Genomic DNA, 21,780 nt, shown 5'->3' with positions numbered 1-21,780 from the left:
CAGCCCTTTGGCTTCGAATGGAGTTATAGCTATTAGCCACTAATTTGACCAGCACTGAAAATCCAAGAGCCTTTTAAAATCAAGGCTCTGTGGATCCAATCTGACGATTTATCAGCGAGCCATAATTTTCCAGGCACGGTGGATCTTGCCGTTGCGGGCGAAGTCCGGATCGACGGTCTGGGCGGTGATTTCCTCAACCGCGTAACGCGTGGTGAGGTTCTCCTCAAGCACGAACTTGCGGAAGTTGTTGGAGAAGTACAACACACCGCCCGGTGCCAGGCGCGCCATGGCCAGGTCAATCAACTGCACCTGATCACGCTGCACGTCGAAAATCCCTTCCATACGCTTGGAATTGGAGAAGGTTGGCGGATCAATAAAGATCAGGTCGAACTCGTCACGGCAGGCATCGAGCCACACCATCACATCACCTTGCTCCAGACGATTCTTGTCAGAAAAACCGTTCAACGACAGGTTGCGGCGTGCCCAGTCCAGATAGGTTTTCGACAAGTCAACGCTGGTGGTGCTGCGTGCGCCGCCCTTGGCTGCGTGAACGCTGGCGGTCGCGGTGTAGCTATAAAGATTGAGGAAGCGCTTGCCCGTCGCCTCTTTCTGGATGCGCATGCGCATTGGTCGGTGGTCAAGGAACAGCCCGGTGTCGAGGTAGTCAGTGAGGTTCACCAACAGCTTCACCCCACCTTCGTTGACCTCGACAAATTTCCCCTGCGCGGCTTGGCGTTCGTACTGTTTAGTGCCGCTCTGACGCTCGCGACGCTTGACCACCACACGGCTCTTGTCGATGTTCAAGGCCTGAGGAATGGCCGCCAACGCATCGAACATCCGCGCCGACGCTTTTTCCGGATCAATGGATTTCGGTGCGGCGTATTCCTGGACGTGGACCCAATCGTGGTACAGGTCGATGGCCATGGAATATTCCGGCATATCGGCATCGTAGACGCGGTAGCAGTCGATGCCTTCACGCTTGACCCACTTGCCCAGTGCCTTGACGTTCTTTTGCAAACGGTTGGCAAACATCTGCCCGCCTTCGCTCAAGCGCGGCTGCTCGATGACGACCGGCGCCGGCTTGATCGGATTACCGTTCTTGTTGTACTTCTCGTACTTGCCTGGCGCCACATCGTTGTTGGCGACTTCGACCTCGGCCTGCTCGCGCTCGACTTGACGCTGTTCCGGGGTGCGACGCTCGCCGGTGACGAACTGGTCCGGCGTGACCTTGATCAGCAGCAATTTGCACGGCAGCGCGCCATTCCAGAACGAATACTGTTTGTGGCTGCGGATACCCATGCGCTTGCCGAGGTCCGGGGCGCCGGTGAATACGGCAGCTTCCCAGTTTAGGCACGCCTGGCGCAGGCGCTCGCCAAGGTTTTGGTAGAGGTAAAGCAGGCTCGCCTCGTCGCCCAGACGCTCGCCGTAGGGAGGGTTGCAGATCACCAGGCCTTTTTGGTTCTGGTCCGGGCGCGGTTCAAACGTACCGACTTCGCCCTGGTAGATTTTGATCCACTCGCTCAGGCCAGCGCGTTCGACGTTGTTGCGGCCGGGTTGAATCAGACGCGGATCGGCTTCGTAACCGCGAATCCACAGCGGCGGCTTGGCCAGACCGGCGGCGGAACGCTCGGTGGCTTCTTCGTGGAGTTTTTTCCACAGCGCCGGCACGTGACCTAGCCAGGCAGTAAAACCCCACTGCTCGCGACGCAGGTTAGGCGCCATGTCGGCGGCGATCATTGCCGCTTCGACGAGGAATGTACCCACACCGCACATCGGGTCAGCCAGCGCGCCGCCTTCGGCCGCAATGCGCGGCCAGCCGGAACGAATAAGGATCGCTGCCGCCAGGTTTTCCTTCAGCGGCGCCGCGCCCTGCTGCAAGCGGTAACCGCGCTGGTGCAAGCTGTGGCCGGACAGGTCGAGCGAAAGAATCGCTTCGCCACGGTCAAGGCGCAGGTGAATGCGCAGGTCCGGGTTGAGCTTGTCGATGGACGGGCGGTCGCCCTGTGGCGTGCGCAGTTTATCGACGATCGCATCCTTGACCTTCAAGGCGCCAAAGTGGGTGTTATCGATGCCAGAGCCGTGGCCACTGAACTCGACGGCCAGGGTGCCGTCGTTGAGCATGTGGTCTTGCCACTCGATGTCCAGAACGCCGTGGTACAGGTCTTCGGCGTCCTTCATCGGGAAACGCTTGAGCACCAGCAGCACCCGGTTCGCCAAACGCGACCACAGGCACAGGCGATAAGCGGTTTCCATGGTCGCCATGCCGCGCACAGCCGAGGTGTGCTCTCGCGCTTCTTCAAGGCCAAGCCCGACGGCTTCCTCGATGAGCAGGCCTTCAAGGCCTTTAGGACACGTGAGGAAGATTTCGAATTGATCGGACATTGGAATTTAAAAGCCTTTGGCTAAGTGAAACGGCAACGCGTTGCCGGTCCGGATTTCAATCAAGCGCTTTTCTAAAAGAGCGCCCGCGTGGCACGAAGGTGTGCCGTCCCACCCCTGCTGCTCGGATTAAAGGAGCTTAGATGCAAGGGCAGATAAAAAAGTTGATGCAACAAAATGTAATAAGTCGACCCTTCGTCGAATAGTACCCCAGTGCAACCGTGGGTCATTCTCGTTAAAGGATTAACCCCGCCAGACAGCGCGGGGCCGATCATACCGGGCTTTGACCAACAAACACGAGACAAACGGCTTGTTACTTATGGCCATAGCACCTTAATGGTTACGTCCTTATGACAAAACGATCATTCCCTCGATGTGACGCATTGGTTAGAACTCATCACAGGTTGACGCCGCAACGACGTCAACACCTTGGCTCGCGACGCCGGCAGCGAGCCGCCAACGGCAGAAGTTTTTCTGCCTGACCTCGCGAGAGGTCAACGCGACAAATACAGTCAACAAGTGAGGGAAACACCCTATGAGAAGACTTAAGCGTGATCCTTTGGAAAGAGCATTTTTGCGCGGATATCAATATGGCGTTGGTGGCAAATCCCGTGAGCTTTGCCCATTTACTCTACCGTCGGTACGCCAAGCCTGGATTAACGGCTGGCGAGAAGGACGTGGCGACAACTGGGACGGTATGACCGGCACTGCGGGAATCCATAGACTCAACGAACTTCACGCCGTCGGCTAATTAAAGGGAACATTCCGACACGACAATTTGACTACGCAACACATTAACCACGCACGTCCCATCCGGACGGCGGGCTTCGGCCCAGGGGCTCCTTCGAGGAGCCCTTTTTTATTTACAACGGGCCAACACTCAACCTTGAGCGACACACAACCGGACCGTGGAATCAGCGCAGGGCTGCTATCGCGTCGACCGACTCACGAATCAACGCCGGGCCCTTATAGATAAAGCCGGAATACAACTGCACCAGGCTCGCGCCCGCAGCGATTTTCTCAGCCGCGTGCTTGCCTTCGGTGATACCGCCCACGGCGATGATCGGTAAGCGACCGGCCAACTCCGCCGCCAGGACTTTCACGGTGTGAGTACTCTTGTCGCGAACCGGTGCGCCGGACAGACCGCCCGCCTCGTCACCATGTTCCATGCCTTCGACGCCGACACGGCTGAGCGTGGTGTTGGTGGCAATGACCCCGTCCATCCCGGTTTCGATCAACGCGAGTGCGACTTGAGCCGTCTCTTCGTCAGTCATGTCTGGAGCGATTTTGATCGCCAGCGGTACATGCCGGCCATGGCGCAGCGCCAGCTCTGCCCGGCGCTGCGCCAGATCAGCCAGCAGTTGCTTGAGCGAATCACCGAATTGCAGGCTGCGCAGGCCCGGCGTGTTGGGCGAGCTGACGTTGACCGTCACATAGCTGGCGTGGGCGTAGACCTTATCGAGGCAGATGAGATAGTCGTCGACCGCCCGCTCGACCGGTGTATCGAAGTTCTTGCCGATATTGATGCCCAGCACGCCTTTGTATTTAGCGGCCGCGACCCTGGCCAGCAAGTGATCGACGCCGAGATTGTTGAACCCCATGCGGTTGATGATCGCCTCGGCTTGCGGAAGACGGAAAATCCGTGGCTTCGGGTTGCCTGGCTGAGCACGCGGGGTAATGGTACCGATTTCGACAAAACCGAAACCCAGTTGTGCAAAACCATCGATGGCGGCGCCATTCTTGTCCAGGCCGGCTGCCAACCCTACCGGGTTCGGGAACTCCAGGCCCATGACGGTTACCGGTACTTTCGCCGGGGCCTTGCAAAGCAAGCCGTTGAGGCCCAAACGCCCGCCCGCGCCAATCAAGTCCAGGGACAGATCGTGGGAGGTTTCCGGGGAAAGTTTGAACAACAGCTGACGGGCCAGAGTGTACATGGGCAGGCTTGACTCGAATGACGGCGAAATGAGGCCGAGATTATAGCCGGGCAACGGCTCCACAGGCGAGGCGCACGCGCAAATCAACGGTCAATGGCATATGCCTTGCACCGGCATCGGTATCAGGACTCATGCCAACGGCGGAATGAGTCAAAGGACACTGGCGTCGTCACTCGGCTTTGCTCGCGCAGGGACCCGTGACGACGCTTTTTTTTGAAGGTGTGTATCCGATGAATGAAACCACAGCCGGCCCTCTGGCCTGGGTCAATGGCAGCGACGCCCCTGAAAAGTCTGCAATCAATGTAGGCTTCATCGCCCTGAGCGACTGCGCTTCGGTGGTGGTCGCGGCCACTCAGGGCTTCGCCCAACCCTATGGCTTGACCTTGAATCTCAAGCGCCAGTCGTCCTGGGCCAACCTGCGGGACAAACTGGTGAGCGGCGAGCTCGACGCCGCCCACAGCCTTTACGGCCTCATCTACGCGGTGCATTTGGGCATCGGCGGTATCGCACCGACCGACATGGCAGTGCTGATGGGCCTAAATCAGAACGGTCAGAGCATCAACCTCTCCCACGACTTACAGGCACTGGGCGTGACCAGTCCCGAAGCGCTGGACCGGCACGCGCACCAAAGTCGCGCAAAACTGACCTTCGCCCAGACGTTTCCCACCGGCACCCACGCCATGTGGTTGTATTACTGGCTCGCCAGCCAAGGTATTCACCCCTTGCAGGACGTCAACAGTGTGGTGGTCCCGCCGCCACAAATGATTGCTCACCTGCAAGCGGGACGTATTGACGGCTTCTGTGTCGGCGAGCCTTGGAGCGCCAGTGCAGTGCAACAGGATCTAGGGTTCACCCTGGCGACGACTCAAGCTATCTGGCCCGATCATCCGGAAAAAGTCCTCGGTTGCACTCGTGCATTCGTCGAGCAGTACCCCAACACCGCTCGGGCGCTGGTGATGGCTATTCTGGAAGCCAGTCGCTTCATTGAAGAAAGCCCCGAGAATCGCCGCAGCACCGCGCGCTTACTGACTGCCCCAGAGTATCTGGACGCACCGCTCGACTGCATCGAGCCACGGCTGCTCGGCGACTATGCCGACGGCCTCGGCAATCGCTGGCAAGATCCCCACGCCCTGCGTTTTCATGGTGGCGGCGAGGTCAATCTGCCGTATTTGTCCGACGGCATGTGGTTCATGACTCAGTTTCGTCGCTGGGGTTTACTGCGCGAGGACCCGGACTACCTCGGTGTCGCGCGCCAGGTTCAGCAACTGGAACTGTACCGCGACGCCGCCACCGCAGTCGGTGTGTCCGCCTGGGGTCAGGAAATGCGCAGCAGCCAGTTGATCGATGGCAAGATCTGGGACGGTTCAGACCCGGTCGGTTACGCCCGAAGCTTCAAGATGCACGCCATGCACGGCAGCTCGCCCCTTCTCGCCAGTCGCTGACAGGAGCCACCCAACATGTTGCGAATCCTGCTAATCAACGACACCGCAAAGAAGGTGGGTCGCCTGAAAGCGGCCCTGACTGAAGCCGGGTTCGAGGTGATCGACGAATCCGGCTTGACCATCGACCTGCCTGCACGCGTCGAAACGGTGCGCCCTGACGTCATTCTGATCGATACCGAGTCACCCAGCCGCGATGTGATGGAACAAGTGGTGCTGGTCAGCCGTGACCAGCCACGACCGATTGTGATGTTTACCGACGAGCACGACCCCGGCGTGATGCGTCAGGCGATCCAGTCCGGGGTCAGCGCCTACATCGTCGAAGGCATTCACGCACAACGCTTGCAGCCGATTCTCGACGTGGCCATGGCTCGTTTTGAAAGCGACCAGGCCCTGCGCGCCCAACTTCACGCTCGGGACCAGCAATTGGCGGAACGCAAACGCATCGAACTGGCAAAAGGGTTGTTGATGAAAATGAAAAAATGCGACGAGGAAGAGGCCTACACCTTGATGCGTCGCCAGGCCATGAGCCGGCAACAGAAGCTCATCCAGGTAGCGGAGCAGATTATTGCCATGAATGAACTGCTGGGCTAAAAGACGCCTTCGCGGGCGCACCTCGCTATGGGATTTCATAGCGAAGTGCGCCGGGCACTCACATTCATTCGGATGTGGCACAAATCTGGCTTAGCAATCCATACAGGTAACCAACGGCGGTTGCCCCACCTACGACAAAGACGTCGCTCACTTTATTCGCCCAAGGCGGATCCGGTAGCGACGTTTTTTCGTTTTGGCCCCACAGCCCGGGGCCGGTGGTGCGGCCGTTGCGGCGCCCCACCTGCTAGCTAATGACTCCTTCTCGAGACTCCCAACAGCTGAGGTGCGCGATGAATTCAACCTTCTGGAAATCCGGTCATACCCCGACATTATTCGCGGCTTTCCTCTACTTCGACCTGAGTTTCATGGTCTGGTATTTGCTGGGTCCACTGGCCGTGCAGATCGCCGCTGACCTGCACCTGACCACCCAACAGCGTGGACTGGTGGTAGCCACGCCGATCCTGGCCGGGGCGGTGCTGCGCTTTGTGATGGGCGTGCTGGCTGACCGCCTGTCGCCGAAAACCGCAGGGCTGATCGGTCAGGTGATCGTCATCTGCGCGCTGTTCGGTGCCTGGAAGCTGGGTATCCATAGCTACGAGCAAGCGCTGCTACTGGGCCTGTTCCTCGGCATGGCTGGCGCGTCCTTTGCCGTCGCCCTGCCACTGGCGTCGCAATGGTATCCGCCGCAACATCAAGGCAAGGCCCTGGGCATCGCGGGTGCTGGAAACTCTGGCACCGTGCTAGCAGCGCTGATCGCGCCGGTGCTGGCTGCCGCGTTCGGCTGGAGCAATGTGTTCGGCTTCGCCCTGATCCCGCTGATCCTGACCCTGATCATTTTCGCCTGGCTGGCCAAAAATGCGCCTGAGCGGCCAAAAGCCAAGGCGATGGCCGACTACTTTAAAGCCCTGGGTGACCGCGACAGCTGGTGGTTCATGTTTTTCTACAGCGTGACCTTCGGTGGCTTCATCGGCCTGGCAAGCGCGCTGCCTGGTTACTTCAACGACCAATACGGCTTGAGCCCGGTCACAGCCGGCTACTACACGGCCGCCTGCGTGTTCGGTGGCAGTTTGATGCGGCCGTTGGGCGGTGCGTTGGCGGATCGCTTTGGCGGCATTCGTACCCTCTTGGCGATGTACACGGTGGCCGCGATCTGTATCGCTGCGGTGGGATTCAACTTGCCGAGTTCCTACGCTGCATTGGCGCTTTTCGTCTGCACCATGCTCGGATTGGGTGCGGGTAACGGTGCAGTTTTCCAGTTAGTCCCACAGCGTTTTCGCCGGGAAATCGGCGTAATGACCGGACTGATCGGCATGGCCGGTGGCATCGGCGGCTTCGCCCTTGCAGCAGGAATGGGCGCGATCAAGCAAAGCACCGGCAGCTATCAACTGGCCTTGTGGTTGTTTGCCAGCCTCGGCGTGATTGCCTGGTTCGGTCTGCACGGGGTGAAACGTCGCTGGAGAACAACCTGGGGCTCGGCCGCAGTGACGGCGGCGCGGGTCTGACACGCCCATGAGTCTGCAACTGAGCTTTGCCCAGGCCAGCGCCATTGGTCCGCGTGAAGAAAATCAAGACGCGATGCGACTGGTCACACCTGCACCCGCGTTGGCGGCGAGCAAGGGTTACCTGTTCGCCATCGCCGACGGTGTCAGCCAATGCGCGGATGGTGGCCTGGCGGCGCGTTCGACCTTGCAGGCCCTGGCACTGGATTACTACGCTACGCCGCAAACCTGGGGCGTGGCGCAGGCTCTGGATCGTTTGCTATTGGCACAGAATCGCTGGCTGCAAGCCAATGGGGGTGGGCAGCCGCTGCTGACCACTGTCAGCGCATTGGTCATAAGGGGTAAGCGTTTTACCCTGGCCCATGTCGGCGATTGCCGGGTTTATCGCTGGCACGCCGACCAGTTACAGCGGGTCAGCGAAGACCATGTCTGGGACCAGCCAGGCATGCAGCATGTCCTTAAACGGGCACTTGGACTCGATCAGCATCTGGTGCTGGACTTCCTGGATGGCGAACTGCGCCTCAATGAAAGTTTTGTACTGCTCAGCGACGGCGTTTGGGCCGTGCTGGGCGATACCGCGATTGCGGCAATTTTGCGCGATCAGCCTGACCTGAACAGCGCCGCTCAGACATTGGTCAACGCGGCGCACCTGGCCGGCAGCCAGGACAACGCCAGCGCGTTACTGGTACGCGTTGACGCTGTCGGTGAAACCAGCATCGGTGATGCGCTGATTCAGTTGCAGCAGTGGCCCCTGCCGCCAGAGCTGAAACCGGGGCAGTCTTTCGAAGGCTGGCAGGTCGAAAAAATCCTCGGCCAGAGTCAGCAATCACTGCTCTATCGGGTGCGGGACGCACACCATCAACCCTGGCTGCTGAAAACCCTGCCCAGCCGGCTGCGCGATGATCATCAGGCGGGGCAAGCGTTGCTGTCGGAGGAGTGGTTTCTCAAGCGAGTGGCCGGGCGGCATTTCCCTGAAGTTCATGCTGCCCCCCAACGCCAGCATTTGTACTACGTGATGCGCGAGTATCCGGGTATGACCCTGGCCGAGTTGCAGGACCGAACCGGACCGCTGCCGCTGCCCCAATGGCAAGCGCTGGCCGAAAGCCTGTTACGGGCGGTTGGTATGCTGCATCGGCGACAGATTATGCATCGCGACATCAAACCGCAGAACCTGCTGCTGGGGGATGACGGCGAATTACGCTTACTGGACTTCGGCCTCGCCTACTGCCCCGGACTGTCCGAGGATCAACCTTCTATGCTGCCGGGAACCCCGAGTTACATCGCGCCGGAAGCCTTTCGCGGTGAGGCGCCGACACCGCAGCAGGACCTTTATTGCGTAGGGGTGACCCTCTACTTCCTGCTCACCGGGCATTATCCCTACGGCGAAATCGAAGCATTCCAGCGACCACGGTTTGGTGTGGCTGTCAGCCCCAGCCGCTACCGACCCGATCTGCCGGAATGGCTCGCGCAAAGTCTGGAACGCGCGGTAGCGGCAGACTCACAGCAACGCTTCGAAACCGCAGAAGAGTGGCTGTTGCTGCTGGAACAAGGAGAGCGCCGCAGTTTGAGCGTGCGGCCCAGGCCATTAATGGAGCGCGAGCCTTTGATTGTCTGGCGGACCTTGGCGCTGGCGTCATTGCTGGTGAATCTGCTGCTGTTGTTTCTGGTGTTCCACTCATCCTGAACGGAGCACAACGCTTCGCCACAGAATTGATGCGCTCCAGAACCGGGCGCTGCGCCTTGAATCAGTGCAAAAAAAGTCGCACTTAACACTGCCTCTGCAGGTGATACCCAACAAATTCGCCCACTGAGCCACTTGGCACAACCGCTGCATTAGCCTGTTCATCACACATAAAGCCCAGCCTTCAACGACGAAGGCTGCGCTCCCCGAGAGAACGGGATAAGGACAAAGGCGTCCTCGCTAGGCAACTAGCGGGACGCCTTTTTTTGTTTGCGCAAAATTTGTCGAGCCTGACCTGAAAGCCCTGATGAGGCGGGTCCAGGCTCCCCGGAGAACCTGATGAAAAAACTAAAACTGGTGATGATTGGCAACGGCATGGCCGGGGTCCGTACCCTGGAAGAACTGCTTAAGCTGAGCAACGAGCTATACGACATCACGGTCTTTGGGGCCGAACCCCACACCAACTACAACCGTATCTTGTTGTCGCCGGTACTGGCCGGCGAGCAGACCTTCGAAGAAATCGTGCTCAACGACCTGGACTGGTACCTGAACAACAACATCACGTTGTTGCTCAACCGCAAAGTGGTAGAGATCGATCGGGTCAAGCGCCGGGTGATCGCTGAAGACGGCACCGAAGCCGAATACGATCGCCTGTTGATTGCCACGGGCTCGACTCCGTTCATTCTGCCGATTCCCGGCAATACCTTGCAGGGTGTGATCGGCTACCGCGACATCGCTGACACCCAGGCAATGATCAACACCGCGAAAACCCACAAGCATGCCGTGGTCATCGGCGGCGGCCTGCTGGGACTGGAGGCCGCCAATGGCCTGATGCTGCGCGGTATGCACGTCACGGTGGTACACATCGGCGAGTGGCTGCTTGAGCGGCAACTGGACAAGACCAGCGGCCAACTGCTGCAAACCGCCCTGGAGGCGCGCGGCCTGAACTTTCGCCTATGCGAACAGACCCAAGCCCTGCACGATGCCGGCAATGGTCGGGTAGGCTCAGTACAGTTCAAAAACGGCGACATCATCCCCGCTGACCTGGTGGTGATGGCGGCCGGCATTCGCCCCAACACCACACTCGCGGAAAAAGCCGGCATCCCTTGCAACCGCGGGATTCTGGTCGATGACACCCTGCAAACCTACGACCCACGCATCTACGCTATCGGCGAATGTGCCAGCCACCGTGGCATCGCCTACGGCCTGGTGGCGCCGCTGTTCGAACAGGCCAAAGTCTGCGCCAACCACCTGGCGCAACTGGGCTTTGCCCGCTATCAGGGCTCCGTGACCTCGACCAAGCTCAAAGTCACCGGTATTGATCTGTTCTCCGCTGGCGATTTCATGGGCGGCGAAGGCACTGAGACCATCACCCTTTCCGACCCCATCGGCGGGGTCTACAAAAAACTGGTGATCAAGGATGACGTGCTGGTTGGCGCCTGTCTGTACGGCGATACGGCAGACGGCGGCTGGTATTTCCGACAAATCCGTGAGAATCACGCCATCGGCGAGATCCGCGACCACCTGATGTTCGGCGAAAACGCCTTGGGCGACGTAGGGCATCAAGGCCAGGACAAAGCGATGAGCATGGCGGACACCGCCGAAGTCTGCGGCTGCAACGGCGTGTGCAAAGGCACCATCGTCAAGGCGATTCAGGAACACGGACTGTTCAGCGTCGATGAAGTGAAAAAACACACCAAGGCCGCCAGCTCCTGCGGTTCCTGTGCGGGGCTGGTAGAACAGATCTTGATCAACACCGTGGGCGGTGCGGCCGACGTCAAACCAAAAAGCGAAAAAGCCATCTGCGGTTGCAGCGACCTGAACCACGGGCAAATCCGCCAGGCCATCCGCGAACAGCACTTGCTAACGATTGCCGGCACCATGAGCTACCTGAATTGGCGTACCCCCAACGGCTGCGCCACCTGCCGCCCGGCGCTCAACTATTACCTGATTTCCACCTGGCCGGGCGAGGCCAAGGACGATCCGCAATCGCGGCTGATCAACGAGCGAGCCCACGCCAACATCCAGAAAGACGGCACCTACTCTGTCGTCCCAAGGATGTGGGGCGGTGTGACGAATCCCTCGGAACTACGGCGTATTGCCGACGTAGCCGACAAGTACAACGTCCCCATGGTGAAAGTCACCGGCGGCCAGCGCATCGATTTGCTGGGAATCAAAAAACAGGACCTGCCAGGGGTCTGGAAGGACCTGGATATGCCGTCTGGTCACGCCTACGGCAAATCCATTCGTACCGTGAAGACCTGCGTCGGCAGTGAGTTCTGCCGCTTTGGCACGCAGAATTCGACGCAACTGGGCATTGAGCTGGAACATGATCTGTTTAATATGTGGTCGCCGCACAAGGTGAAGTTGGCCGTCTCCGGCTGTCCGCGTAACTGCTCGGAAGCGGGGATCAAGGACGTCGGAATTATCGGTGTCGACTCCGGCTGGGAGATGTACATCGGCGGCAACGGCGGGATCAAAACCGAAGTCGCCGAGTTCTTCGTCAAGCTGAAAACCGCCGAGGAAGTGCGCGAGTACAACGGAGCTTTCCTACAGCTGTACCGCGAAGAAGCGTTCTATCTCGAGCGCACCGTGCATTACCTGCAACGGGTTGGCATGGAGCACATCAAACAAGCCGTACTGGAAGACCCGGAGCGGCGCAAAGCCCTCAACGATCGACTGCAATTTTCCCTGTCCTTCGAGCAAGACCCATGGAAGGAACGCCTGGAACAGCCGCTGCTAAAAAAAGAATTCGACGTCATCCCCGTGAAAAACCTGGAGGTGCTGGCATGAACTGGCTTGATATCTGTGCGCTGGAAGAGATCAACACCCTCGGCTCGCGGATCGTCGCGGGGCCCAAGGGTGACATCGCAATTTTTCGTACCAGCGACAATGAAGTGTTCGCCCTTGATGACCGCTGCCCACACAAAGGTGGGCCATTGTCCCAAGGTTTGATCTATGGCAAACGGGTCGCCTGCCCGCTGCACAACTGGCAGATCGACCTGGAAACCGGCGAAGCGCTGGCACCGGACATCGGCTGCGCTCATCACCATCAAGCCCGGATCGAAAATGGCCGGGTCATGCTGGCGCTGCGGGAAGCAGGCTGATGAACCGCCAAATCACCGCCTCGACCTGCTGTTACTGCGGCGTCGGCTGCGGCGTGCTGATCGAGCATGACGGCGAGCGCATCCTCGGTGTCAGCGGCGATCCGACCCACCCGGCCAACTTCGGCAAATTATGCAGCAAAGGCGCGACCTTGCACCTGACGGGAGACATGGCCGCTCGGGCACTGTATCCCGAGCTGCGCTTGGGCAAGGGCTTGGCCCGTGGCCGCACCGATTGGGATACGGCCCTTGATCACGCCGCCCAGGTGTTCGCCGAGACCCTTGCCGAGTATGGCCCGGACAGCGTGGCGTTCTATATCTCCGGGCAGTTGCTGACGGAGGACTACTACGTCTTTAACAAACTGGCCAGGGCGCTGGTGGGCACCAACAATATCGACAGCAATTCGCGGCTGTGTATGTCATCGGCAGTGGTCGGCTACAAACGCAGCCTGGGGGCCGACGCACCGCCGTGCAACTACGAAGACTTGGAGTTGAGCGATTGCGTGATGATCGTCGGTAGCAACATGGCTTACGCTCACCCGGTACTGTTTCGACGCCTGGAAGAAGCAAAGTCCCGACGACCGCAGATGAAAGTCATCGTGATCGACCCACGCCGCACCGACACTTGCGAGTTGGCTGACCTGCACCTGGCGATCCTGCCGGGTACCGACGTCGCGCTGTTCCATGGGATTTTGCATTTGCTGTTGTGGGAAGACTGGATCGACCGCGACTTCATCAAGGCCCACACCGAGGGCTTGGCCGAGCTGAAAACCCTGGTGCGCGATTACACACCACAAATGGTTTCCCAGCTGTGCGGGATTGGAATCGAGCAACTGCAACAATGCGCGCAATGGGTCGGCACCTCGCCGAGCTTTTTGTCGCTGTGGTGCATGGGGCTGAATCAGTCCATCGCCGGCAGCGCGAAAAACAGCGCACTGATCAACTTGCACCTGGCCACCGGACAAATTGGCCGTCCGGGTGCAGGACCTTTCTCCCTGACCGGTCAGCCGAATGCCATGGGTGGGCGGGAAACTGGCAGCTTATCAAACCTTCTACCTGGCCATCGCGAGGCTGCCAATGCCGAGCATCGTGCAGAAGTAGCTGCCTACTGGGGGGTTGAGCAACTGCCAGAAACAATCGGCCTCACGGCCATCGAGCTGTTCGAACAGGTGCGCATCGGCAAGATCAAGGCGCTTTGGATCGCCTGCACCAACCCCGCGCAGTCACTTCCGGATCAGTCGGCCGTGCGGGAAGCCTTGCAAGCCTGCCCGTTCGTGGTGCTTCAGGAAGCCTTTCGCACCACCGAAACTGCTGCATTCGCCGATTTGCTGCTGCCTGCGGCCAGTTGGGGTGAAAAGGACGGCACGGTAACCAATTCCGAACGACGAATTTCCCACGTTCGCCAAGCCATCGGCGCACCCGGTGAAGCGCGACCCGACTGGGCGATCACGGTGGATTTCGCGCAGCGTCTGGAAAAACGTCTGCGTCGCGAACACAGCAGCCTGTTTGCCTTTGAAACCCCGGCGCAAGTCTTCGACGAATACAAACAACTGACGTGCGGGCGCGACCTTGATCTGTCAGGAATAAGCCATGCCTTGATCGACCAGCTTGGCCCTCAGCAATGGCCTTTCCCGGCAGGCGCTCGCGAAGGCACGGCGCGTTTGTATCTGGACGGAGTTTTCCCGACTGCCAGCGGACGCGCGCAATTTGTCGCCGATCCGTATCGCGCGGCCAAGGAGCAACGGGACGCGCGCTTCCCGCTGACCCTGATCACCGGCCGTCTTCGCGATCAATGGCACGGCATGAGCCGCACCGGCACCTCGGCACAACTATTCGGCCACGTCAGCGAAGCAGTGCTGAGCCTTCACCCGGAGGAACTGCGCCGACACCGACTGCAACCCGGTGACTTGATCAACCTGAAAAGTCGCCGAGGCGCACTGATCGTCCCGGTCGTCAGCGATGACAGCGTGCGACCCGGCCAAGCCTTTCTTCCAATGCATTGGGGGGACCGATATCTCAAGGGCGGCGTCAACACCCTGACTCTGGGGGCATTTGACCCGTTGTCAAAACAGCCAGAACTCAAACACAGCGGCGTCCGCCTGGAGCCTGTCAATTTACCCTGGAAGCTTTTCGCCCTGATCGAAGGCGATGTTCAACAACATTTTGAGACTCTACGACCACTCTGTGAGGCGTTTTCCTACGTAAGCCTCAGCCTTGCAGGCCGTGACCGTCCCGCGCTGCTAATACGCGCTGCCAGCGCTCATGCACCGGATGCGCAGTTACTGCGTGATATCGACCAGTGCCTAGGCCTCAACGAAGGCCCAGTCTTGGCCTACGACGATCCGAGGCGCTCAATCGGCAAACGGGTACGCATCGAAAATGGCCGGATTACCGCTATCCGCCTGGCCGGTGAAACACTTGCCCAACACTGGCTGCAAAGTCTGTGGCTTGACGGCCAGGCCGATGAACAACTACGGCGTTGGCTGCTGGCGCCAATGAGCGCTCCACCGGGCCAAACCGACACACTGACCTCAAGCAACAAAACCCTGTGCAACTGCATGAACGTCAGCCAAAGCGCGGTGTGCTCGGGCATCAGCAGCGGTCTGGACTTGCAGGGTTTAAAACAAACACTGGGTTGCGGCACGCAATGCGGCTCCTGCGTACCGGAAATCAAGCGTTTGCTCGCCGTCATGGCGCAGCCGACTGCCGTTATCTCTTGAGGAACCTACGATGAGTGCAAAAGTCTGGCTGGTGGGTGCAGGCCCTGGCGACCCCGAATTATTGACCCTCAAAGCTGTGCGAGCACTGAGAGAAGCCGACGTGGTGCTAATCGATGATCTGGTCAATGAAGCGGTGCTTGAACATTGCCCGAACGCCAGAATTATTCCGGTTGGCAAGCGCGGCGGCTGCCGCTCCACACCTCAAGCCTTCATTCATCGTCTGATGCTGCGTTATGCCCGTCACGGCAAGTGTGTGGTCCGACTGAAGGGGGGCGATCCGTGTATTTTTGGCCGTGGCGGTGAAGAGGCGCAGTGGTTACGCGAGCGTGGCGTCGATGTGGAACTGGTCAATGGCATCACTGCCGGGCTGGCCGGCGCGACCCAGTGCAATATTCCGTTGACGCTGCGCGGCGTCGCACGCGGCGTGACGCTGGTGACTGCCCACACCCAGGACGGTAGCAGCCTGAACTGGCAGGCATTGGCCCAAGGGGGCACCACATTGGTGGTCTACATGGGCGTGGCGAAACTGAGCGAGATTCGCGAGCAGTTGCTGGCAGGTGGCATGGCCGCCAGTACCCCAGTGGCGATGATTGAAAACGCCTCGCTAGCCCACCAGCGAGAATGTAGGAGTGACCTTACATCGATGGAAGAAGATGCCTACGACTTCCAGTTAAAAAGCCCAGCGATCCTGGTGATCGGAGCGGTAGCGGCTGTCGAGGAATTCAAAGGATCGCAGCCTGCGACGGATATTGAATCAACTCGTTGCTTATCCCTGTAGGCCGGTTAGACACGGCGATTCCTTGCCGAAAAACTGAATAAATTCGAGCCAATCCCCAAATCGCAGACAAAGAAAAGCCCGGCCTAAGCCGGGCTTTTCCAGAGCTGCGGGCTAATTACTTAGCTTGAGCTTCAACCTGCGCTTCTACGCGACGGTTTGCAGCGCGGCCAGCGTCAGTGCTGTTGTCAGCAATTGGGCGGGACTTGCCATAACCAACCGAGTGAACGCGGTTAGCTTCAACACCATCTTTGACCAGGACTTGCTTAACAGCGTCGGCACGACGCTGGGACAGTTTCTGGTTGTAAGCGTCAGGACCGACGTTGTCAGTGTGACCTTCCACAACGGTGGTAGTTTGTGGGTACTGCTTCATGAAGTCAGCCAGGTTCTTGACATCACCGTAGCTGTTCGGCTTAACAACCGACTTGTTGAAGTCGAACTTTACGTCCAGCTCAACACGAACAACTTCAGCAACTGGAGCTTCTGCAACTGGCGCTGGCTCTGGAGCCGGTGCTGGTACTGGAGCTGGAGCAGGCTTGTTGCCGCCACCGAAGTTAACACCCAGACCGATGGTCGGAGCGTAGTCCCACTTGCCGTTGTCCAGCTTGTAGTCAGCTTCAACGCCAGCACGGGCGAAGAAGTTTTCGGCGAAGTAGTACTTAACGCCAGCGCCTGCAGTCAGGAAAGTCGACTGGTCGCGACCAGTGTGGCCGTCAGCAGCTACGTTGGTCATGCTCTTGTGAGCAACGCCACCCGAAACGTAAGGACGCAGAGCGTCGCCAGCGTTGTTGAAGTGGTACTGAGCGTTCAGACCGAAGTTGTCGCTCTTGATTTTCTGGCTACCGGTACCGTCGTTCGAACGGGTGTAGTTGCCTTTGTCGTAGGTCAGGTTCAACGACACGTCGTCGGTCAAGAAGTAACCGATGGAGGCGCCAGGGTTGAAGCCATCTTCGACGTGCTTAACGCTGTCGTTGTACTTCTTCTGGTAGAAGAGCTCGCCTTCAACTGCGCCTTGGCCTTGTGCCAAAACGCCGAACGAAGTAGCGGCAATAAGAGAACCAATGGCCAAGCCCAAGGTGTTTTTCAGTTTCATCCGTTAAATCCCCATCTGGTGATTGTAAAGCAGCCCCTCAAACCGAAGGACAACTCGGCGGCAAGTCTATCAGAACTTGCCTACACGTAAGAGATATTTGCGCTGAACTAAGTTTCAGCAACGCCTGCAAATTTCTCACGTAATTTATCTAGAGCACGTTTGTAACGCATTTTTGTAGCACTCAAACCCATGTGCATGATGTCTGCGATCTCCTGAAACTCCAGCTCTGCGACAAATCGTAGCACCAGAATTTCACGGTCAATCGGGTTCACATACACCAGCCAGCGATCAAGTCCGCCCGTCTCTTCAGGTTTCGGCGCCTTTTCTTCAGACGCTTCCTCAAGGGGGTCAAGACTCAAAGCGTCCATCAAGCGACGCTTTCGCCGTTCCTTCCGATACTGTGTGATGCATTCGTTGTACGTGATGCTGTATAGCCACGTTTTGAACTTCGATTTACCCTCAAAGTTCTTCAGGCCGTACAACACCTTCAACATCACTTCCTGACAGACATCGTCTGCGTCGCGATCGTTCCCAAGATATCGTGCGCAAACGTTAAATAATGTTCGTTGGTAACGCCGCATCAGCTCTTCATAGGCGCGCGTTACGTGAAACAGCTCGGTGTGCGAGCGCGCGACCAACTCCTCATCAGAGAGCTCGCGGGGGTCGTAGCGCGTAGAGAGCAATTGAGCTTTATTCAAAACAAGTCGGGCCGACAGTCAGGTCAATGTCCGCCGCAGTCCTTTCAGGGCATTTTGCGGCGGCATACATTAGCAGGGTTTGCCGGGTTAGCGGCTAATCACATGCTGTTCCAGCAGGATCCGATTCGAGAGAGAGACTAGCTCGCCCTCGTCGGTCAGCAATGTGGTTTTAACCGTGCCAATCTCTTCGATCTGGCCTTCGACCTCACCAACACGCACTTGTTGCCCAACTTGATACAACTCTCTCACATAGATTCCCGCAAGAATCTGACCCGCAATTTCACGGCTTCCCAACCCCATTGCCAGCGCAACCGCCAGACCAACGGTAATCAAAACGATCACAATCACATGATTTAGCAGGTCAGTTTTGACCTCTAACTGACTGATCGCAACCGAAATACTGATGATAATCACCAGGCCTTGGGCGATTCGCCCCAGACCCGAAGCGTAATCCAGCCCTACGCCCTCTGCCGCGCCGCGCACCAACCCATTGGCCAATTGCGCCAGCAAGACACCCACCAGCAACACCAGCGCGGCGCCAAATACTTTCGGCAAATACAACGCAAGCATATCCAGCGTAGCTGAAACTCGCTCAAGCCCAAGGGATTCGGCGGCCGACACCAGGAAAATAAGCAAAACGAACCAGTAGACAATTTTGCCGATCAAGGTTGATATCGGTACTTGCAGGCCGGCTCGTGACAACAATTTAGTCAAACCGGTACCACCCATCAAGCGATCGAGGCCCAGTTTGGCGAGCAATTTAGACAGCAGAGTATCCAGCAGCTTGGCCACGACGAAACCCAACAGCAGCACAACCAGTGCGCCGAACAGGTTAGGAATGAAGTTAGCAACCTTGGTCCACAACGCAGTCATTGCAGTGACGAGGCTCTGAGTCCAGAGATCAAGTTCCATATTCAATCAGCCTTATCAGCAGTGCGAGCAATGGGTTTACGGTGACGGGAAACCGGCGAAACGTGGGCCGATCCGTTGTTGAGGGCAATCATCAGCGCGGGCAACCAGCGGCCCAGCAGACTGAACAGATCCCCGGCACCGACCTGGCGGTTGGCGGTTTTCAAAACGCGGCCAAGGCAAGCATCGTCGTCACGGCTGGACGGCGAAGCTTTCAGCATGTCGCGCAAAGACTGTTCAAACGGATCGTGCATACGCACCTCTCGTGATGTCTGTGAAAGACGCGATCAAATTTGCTCGGGTCACATGAAGCATTTTTAAACCCAGCGCAAACGGCGGAACAACCACCACTGGCCAAGCGCCACTGAGACCATCATCAGGCAAGCGATCAGGAAGCCATAAGGGTTACCGGAGAACGGAATGCCGCCCACATTGATGCCTAAAAGACCGGTCAGAAAACTCATCGGCAAAAAGATCCCGGTGATGATCCCGAAGCGATACATCGTGCGGTTCATACGCACGCTCAAACGTCGGTCTTCGGCCTCCAGGACCAGCCCCACCCGCTCGCGGGTCAATTCCAACTCCTCGAGGTAACGGGTCAGACTGTTGTTCAATTCGTTCCAGTAATCGCCATCGTCTTCGACAAACCAAGGCAGTTTGATCCGCGTCAGTTGCCCAAAAATATCCCGTTGCGGGGCGAGAAAACGTTTCAGTCCTGCGGCCCGCCGACGGATCTGCAAAATGGCCCCGTGGTCGGGTGTATACCGTTCGTCGGCATCCAGTTTTTCTTCCTCCTCATCGACCACTTCCGAGAGGTCTGTGACCAGATCCTGCACTTTGTTGGTGAGGTATTGCGCCATATAGAGAAGGAGCTCGGAAGCAGTTTTTGGCCCCTTGCCTTCAGTCAACTGGACCAACAATTCATCCGTGGCACGCAGCGGACGCAGGCGCAGGGAAATCACGCATTGGGGCGATGCGAAGATACGCACCGACACCATGTCTTCCGGCTCGGCACCTGGATTGAGGTTAATTCCGCGCAAAAACAGCAACAACTCAGCGTCCGGGAGGGCGAGCAGGCGCGGCCGGGTATTTTCTTCCAACAACAGATCACAACTGAACTCGCTCAGACCGCTGGATTTACGCAACCAGGTCTGGGTTTGCGGATGACTGCGGTCCCAGTGCAACCACAGGCTTTCATGAGCCTGTAGCTGCAAGTCATCGAGTTCAGTCCGTGCTATCGAACGCGCACCGCCTTTACCGTCCAGTACCAGAGCATGTACCAGCCCCCACTGCGCGTTTTCTTCCTCGAACATCCTCACCCCGTTTTTGCCACGAAAATTCGCATCGATGCTTTATTCAGGCATCTTCAGCGGACTTGGCGAGATGATCACGCCGTTGTTGTCCGCATAAATGTAATGACCTGGATGGAACGTCACGCCGGCGAAGGTCACTGGAACATTAAGGTCGCCGAGCCCGCGTCTGTCGGACTTCCTCGGGTGGCTGGCGAGGGCCTGCACGCCCAGATCGGTCTGCGCGAGGATATCGACGTCGCGGATGCAACCGTAGATCACCAGTCCTTCCCAACCGTTTTTCGAAGCTTTCTCGGCCAGCATGTCACCCAGCAACGCATGACGCAGGGAACCGCCACCATCGACCACCAGCACCTTGCCATCACCCTTGAGTTCGACCTGTTCCTTGACGCGCGAATTGTCTTCGAAACACTTGATGGTCACGATTTCGCCGCCGAAAGAATCACGGCCACCGAAATTGCTGAACATAGGCTCCAGCACCTGCACCAGCTCCGGATAGGTGTCGCACAGGTCAGGCGTAACGTAATGGTTCATCGAGAAACTCCTGTAAAGAGGAAGACAATCGAGGATGTCGCAAAGTGACCGAAAAAGCGCAATGCGTCATATCTTAGCCGCATGCCGACCAGAGCGAAATGCCCTTGTTAGAGCATCAGGCTCAGACGGCCGCCGCCAAATTGGGCTTTTCGCTCAACAGTGGCGTCTGTTGATCAGCCAACCAGCGAGCGACCAATGGCCAGACCTCAGCCTGGGCGGCCCTGCTGACCAGCATTTCAACATGACCGAAATTGTCGGCAAATCCCTGCTCGCGCCCCAGAGTGATGAACTGCTTATGCTCAGAGCCAACTTGATCGAACAGCTTGCGACAAGCCCAGCTCGGGTCCTGATGGTCTCCGGCCGCGCTGACCGCCAGCACCGGCAACTGCACCTCGGACAAGCCCGTCCACCAGTCTTTATCTTTATCGCCAAAACGTCCGAACAGGCCGTACCAGCGCATGCTTTCCAAGGCCAGACCAATCGGCTCGTCCTCCGGGCCGCGCTTGAGCCGCGAGCCGGATAGCTGAGCGAAGCGCTTGAGAATCAACCGCCCACCCCACTCCAGCGGTGGAATTTTTAACGGCCAGTAAGTACGGCTGACCTGAGTACCAAAAAACGCCGCCGAGGCCACCAACGGATCGCCGATGTACTGACCGCCCAACGCCGCTGCGAGGGTGATGCCCCCCAACGAATGACCGATCCAATGGGGAGCCTGGCCACTTTGCTCACGCACGAATGCGCCGATGGCCGGCAGGTCATAGCGGGCATAGTCGGCGACACGGTTCTTGCGGTAGTCATGATTGCGTTGCGAGAGGCCATGACCGCGCATTTCTGGAATCCAGACGTCGAACCCCAGCCGCGTCAAATACGCGCCCAGCCCGAGCCCCTTGGGCGAGTACCAGAACCGCCGATTGGAAAAACTGCCGTGAAGCAAAATCACCGGTACGCCGCGCACGGTAACGCCATCGGCCATGCCGAGGCGCGTCACCGCCAATTCGACCGTGCCGTCAGGGCTGTTGCCAGGTTTTAAACGGTAAACGTCTTCGCTCAGATCACCGCGCCGTTCGGCGCTGATCAGGGCGACAGGAAATAGATGACTACTGCTTTGCAT

At 58.3% G+C, this 21,780-nt stretch carries 18 protein-coding genes; 9 read left to right on the top strand and 9 right to left on the bottom strand.

Annotation, left to right across the window (positions count from 1 at the left end):
• Positions 1–111: 111 nt before the first annotated feature.
• Positions 112–2,382 (bottom strand): bifunctional 23S rRNA (guanine(2069)-N(7))-methyltransferase RlmK/23S rRNA (guanine(2445)-N(2))-methyltransferase RlmL, encoded by a 2,271-nt coding sequence (rlmKL, locus tag RHM68_RS09095; protein WP_322222075.1) that lies wholly within the window; start codon positions 2,380–2,382, stop codon positions 112–114.
• 532 nt (positions 2,383–2,914) lie between these two features.
• Here rlmKL and rmf point away from each other — a divergent pair.
• A complete protein-coding gene (gene rmf / locus RHM68_RS09090; protein ID WP_003223300.1) occupies positions 2,915–3,130 on the top strand; it encodes a ribosome modulation factor in 216 nt (71 codons plus the stop codon).
• Between the two features lie 163 nt (positions 3,131–3,293).
• On the opposite strand, the gene RHM68_RS09085 is transcribed toward rmf, so the two are convergent.
• Positions 3,294–4,313, bottom strand: coding sequence for a quinone-dependent dihydroorotate dehydrogenase (locus RHM68_RS09085; protein ID WP_322222052.1), 1,020 nt, complete (start codon positions 4,311–4,313; stop codon positions 3,294–3,296).
• A gap of 230 nt (positions 4,314–4,543) precedes the next feature.
• Between RHM68_RS09085 and RHM68_RS09080 the strand changes: the two genes are divergently transcribed.
• The 8 genes from RHM68_RS09080 to cobA all read left to right on the top strand — a co-directional run bounded on the left by RHM68_RS09080 (position 4,544) and on the right by cobA (position 16,128).
• A complete protein-coding gene (locus tag RHM68_RS09080) occupies positions 4,544–5,755 on the top strand; it encodes a CmpA/NrtA family ABC transporter substrate-binding protein (RefSeq protein ID WP_322222050.1) in 1,212 nt (403 codons plus the stop codon).
• 15 nt (positions 5,756–5,770) lie between these two features.
• Positions 5,771–6,346, top strand: coding sequence for an ANTAR domain-containing response regulator (locus RHM68_RS09075; protein ID WP_322222048.1), 576 nt, complete (start codon positions 5,771–5,773; stop codon positions 6,344–6,346).
• Between the two features lie 290 nt (positions 6,347–6,636).
• Positions 6,637–7,848, top strand: coding sequence for a nitrate/nitrite transporter (locus tag RHM68_RS09070; RefSeq protein WP_322222046.1), 1,212 nt, complete (start codon positions 6,637–6,639; stop codon positions 7,846–7,848).
• A gap of 7 nt (positions 7,849–7,855) precedes the next feature.
• Positions 7,856–9,529: a bifunctional protein-serine/threonine kinase/phosphatase gene (locus RHM68_RS09065; RefSeq protein WP_322222044.1), complete on the top strand. Its 1,674-nt coding sequence runs from the start codon at positions 7,856–7,858 to the stop codon at positions 9,527–9,529.
• A 336-nt stretch (positions 9,530–9,865) separates the two neighbouring features.
• On the top strand, positions 9,866–12,319 hold the full coding sequence (gene nirB / locus RHM68_RS09060; protein ID WP_322222042.1) for a nitrite reductase large subunit NirB: 2,454 nt from the start codon (positions 9,866–9,868) through the stop codon (positions 12,317–12,319).
• Positions 12,316–12,633, top strand: a complete 318-nt coding sequence (gene nirD, locus RHM68_RS09055) for a nitrite reductase small subunit NirD (RefSeq protein ID WP_322222040.1) — start codon at positions 12,316–12,318, stop codon at positions 12,631–12,633. Before nirB ends, nirD begins: the two co-directional genes overlap by 4 nt.
• Positions 12,633–15,350 (top strand): molybdopterin-dependent oxidoreductase, encoded by a 2,718-nt coding sequence (locus RHM68_RS09050; RefSeq protein ID WP_322222038.1) that lies wholly within the window; start codon positions 12,633–12,635, stop codon positions 15,348–15,350. The genes nirD and RHM68_RS09050 overlap by 1 nt, the downstream gene beginning before the upstream one ends.
• A gap of 10 nt (positions 15,351–15,360) precedes the next feature.
• Complete coding sequence (gene cobA / locus RHM68_RS09045; protein WP_322222036.1) at positions 15,361–16,128, top strand: uroporphyrinogen-III C-methyltransferase; 768 nt, start codon at positions 15,361–15,363, stop codon at positions 16,126–16,128.
• A gap of 115 nt (positions 16,129–16,243) precedes the next feature.
• Here the strand turns inward: cobA and RHM68_RS09040 are convergent, their stop codons facing one another.
• The 7 genes from RHM68_RS09040 to RHM68_RS09010 form a co-directional block, all read right to left on the bottom strand.
• Positions 16,244–17,218 (bottom strand): OmpA family protein, encoded by a 975-nt coding sequence (locus tag RHM68_RS09040; protein ID WP_322222034.1) that lies wholly within the window; start codon positions 17,216–17,218, stop codon positions 16,244–16,246.
• Positions 17,219–17,325: 107 nt separating this feature from the next.
• Complete coding sequence (gene sigX / locus RHM68_RS09035) at positions 17,326–17,916, bottom strand: RNA polymerase sigma factor SigX (protein WP_322222031.1); 591 nt, start codon at positions 17,914–17,916, stop codon at positions 17,326–17,328.
• A gap of 87 nt (positions 17,917–18,003) precedes the next feature.
• Positions 18,004–18,828 (bottom strand): mechanosensitive ion channel family protein, encoded by an 825-nt coding sequence (locus tag RHM68_RS09030; protein ID WP_322222028.1) that lies wholly within the window; start codon positions 18,826–18,828, stop codon positions 18,004–18,006.
• A gap of 2 nt (positions 18,829–18,830) precedes the next feature.
• On the bottom strand, positions 18,831–19,079 hold the full coding sequence (locus RHM68_RS09025) for a CrfX protein (RefSeq protein WP_322222026.1): 249 nt from the start codon (positions 19,077–19,079) through the stop codon (positions 18,831–18,833).
• Between the two features lie 63 nt (positions 19,080–19,142).
• On the bottom strand, positions 19,143–20,138 hold the full coding sequence (locus tag RHM68_RS09020) for a zinc transporter ZntB (protein ID WP_322222024.1): 996 nt from the start codon (positions 20,136–20,138) through the stop codon (positions 19,143–19,145).
• 39 nt (positions 20,139–20,177) lie between these two features.
• Positions 20,178–20,669, bottom strand: a complete 492-nt coding sequence (gene rraA / locus RHM68_RS09015) for a ribonuclease E activity regulator RraA (protein ID WP_322222022.1) — start codon at positions 20,667–20,669, stop codon at positions 20,178–20,180.
• Positions 20,670–20,790: 121 nt separating this feature from the next.
• Positions 20,791–21,780 (bottom strand): alpha/beta fold hydrolase, encoded by a 990-nt coding sequence (locus RHM68_RS09010; protein WP_322222020.1) that lies wholly within the window; start codon positions 21,778–21,780, stop codon positions 20,791–20,793.

This window comes from Pseudomonas sp. DC1.2, assembly GCF_034351645.1.
Taxonomy (GTDB): domain Bacteria; phylum Pseudomonadota; class Gammaproteobacteria; order Pseudomonadales; family Pseudomonadaceae; genus Aquipseudomonas.
Note: the sequence above shows the minus strand (reverse complement) of the source record. Positions and strands in the feature narration are given on the sequence as shown.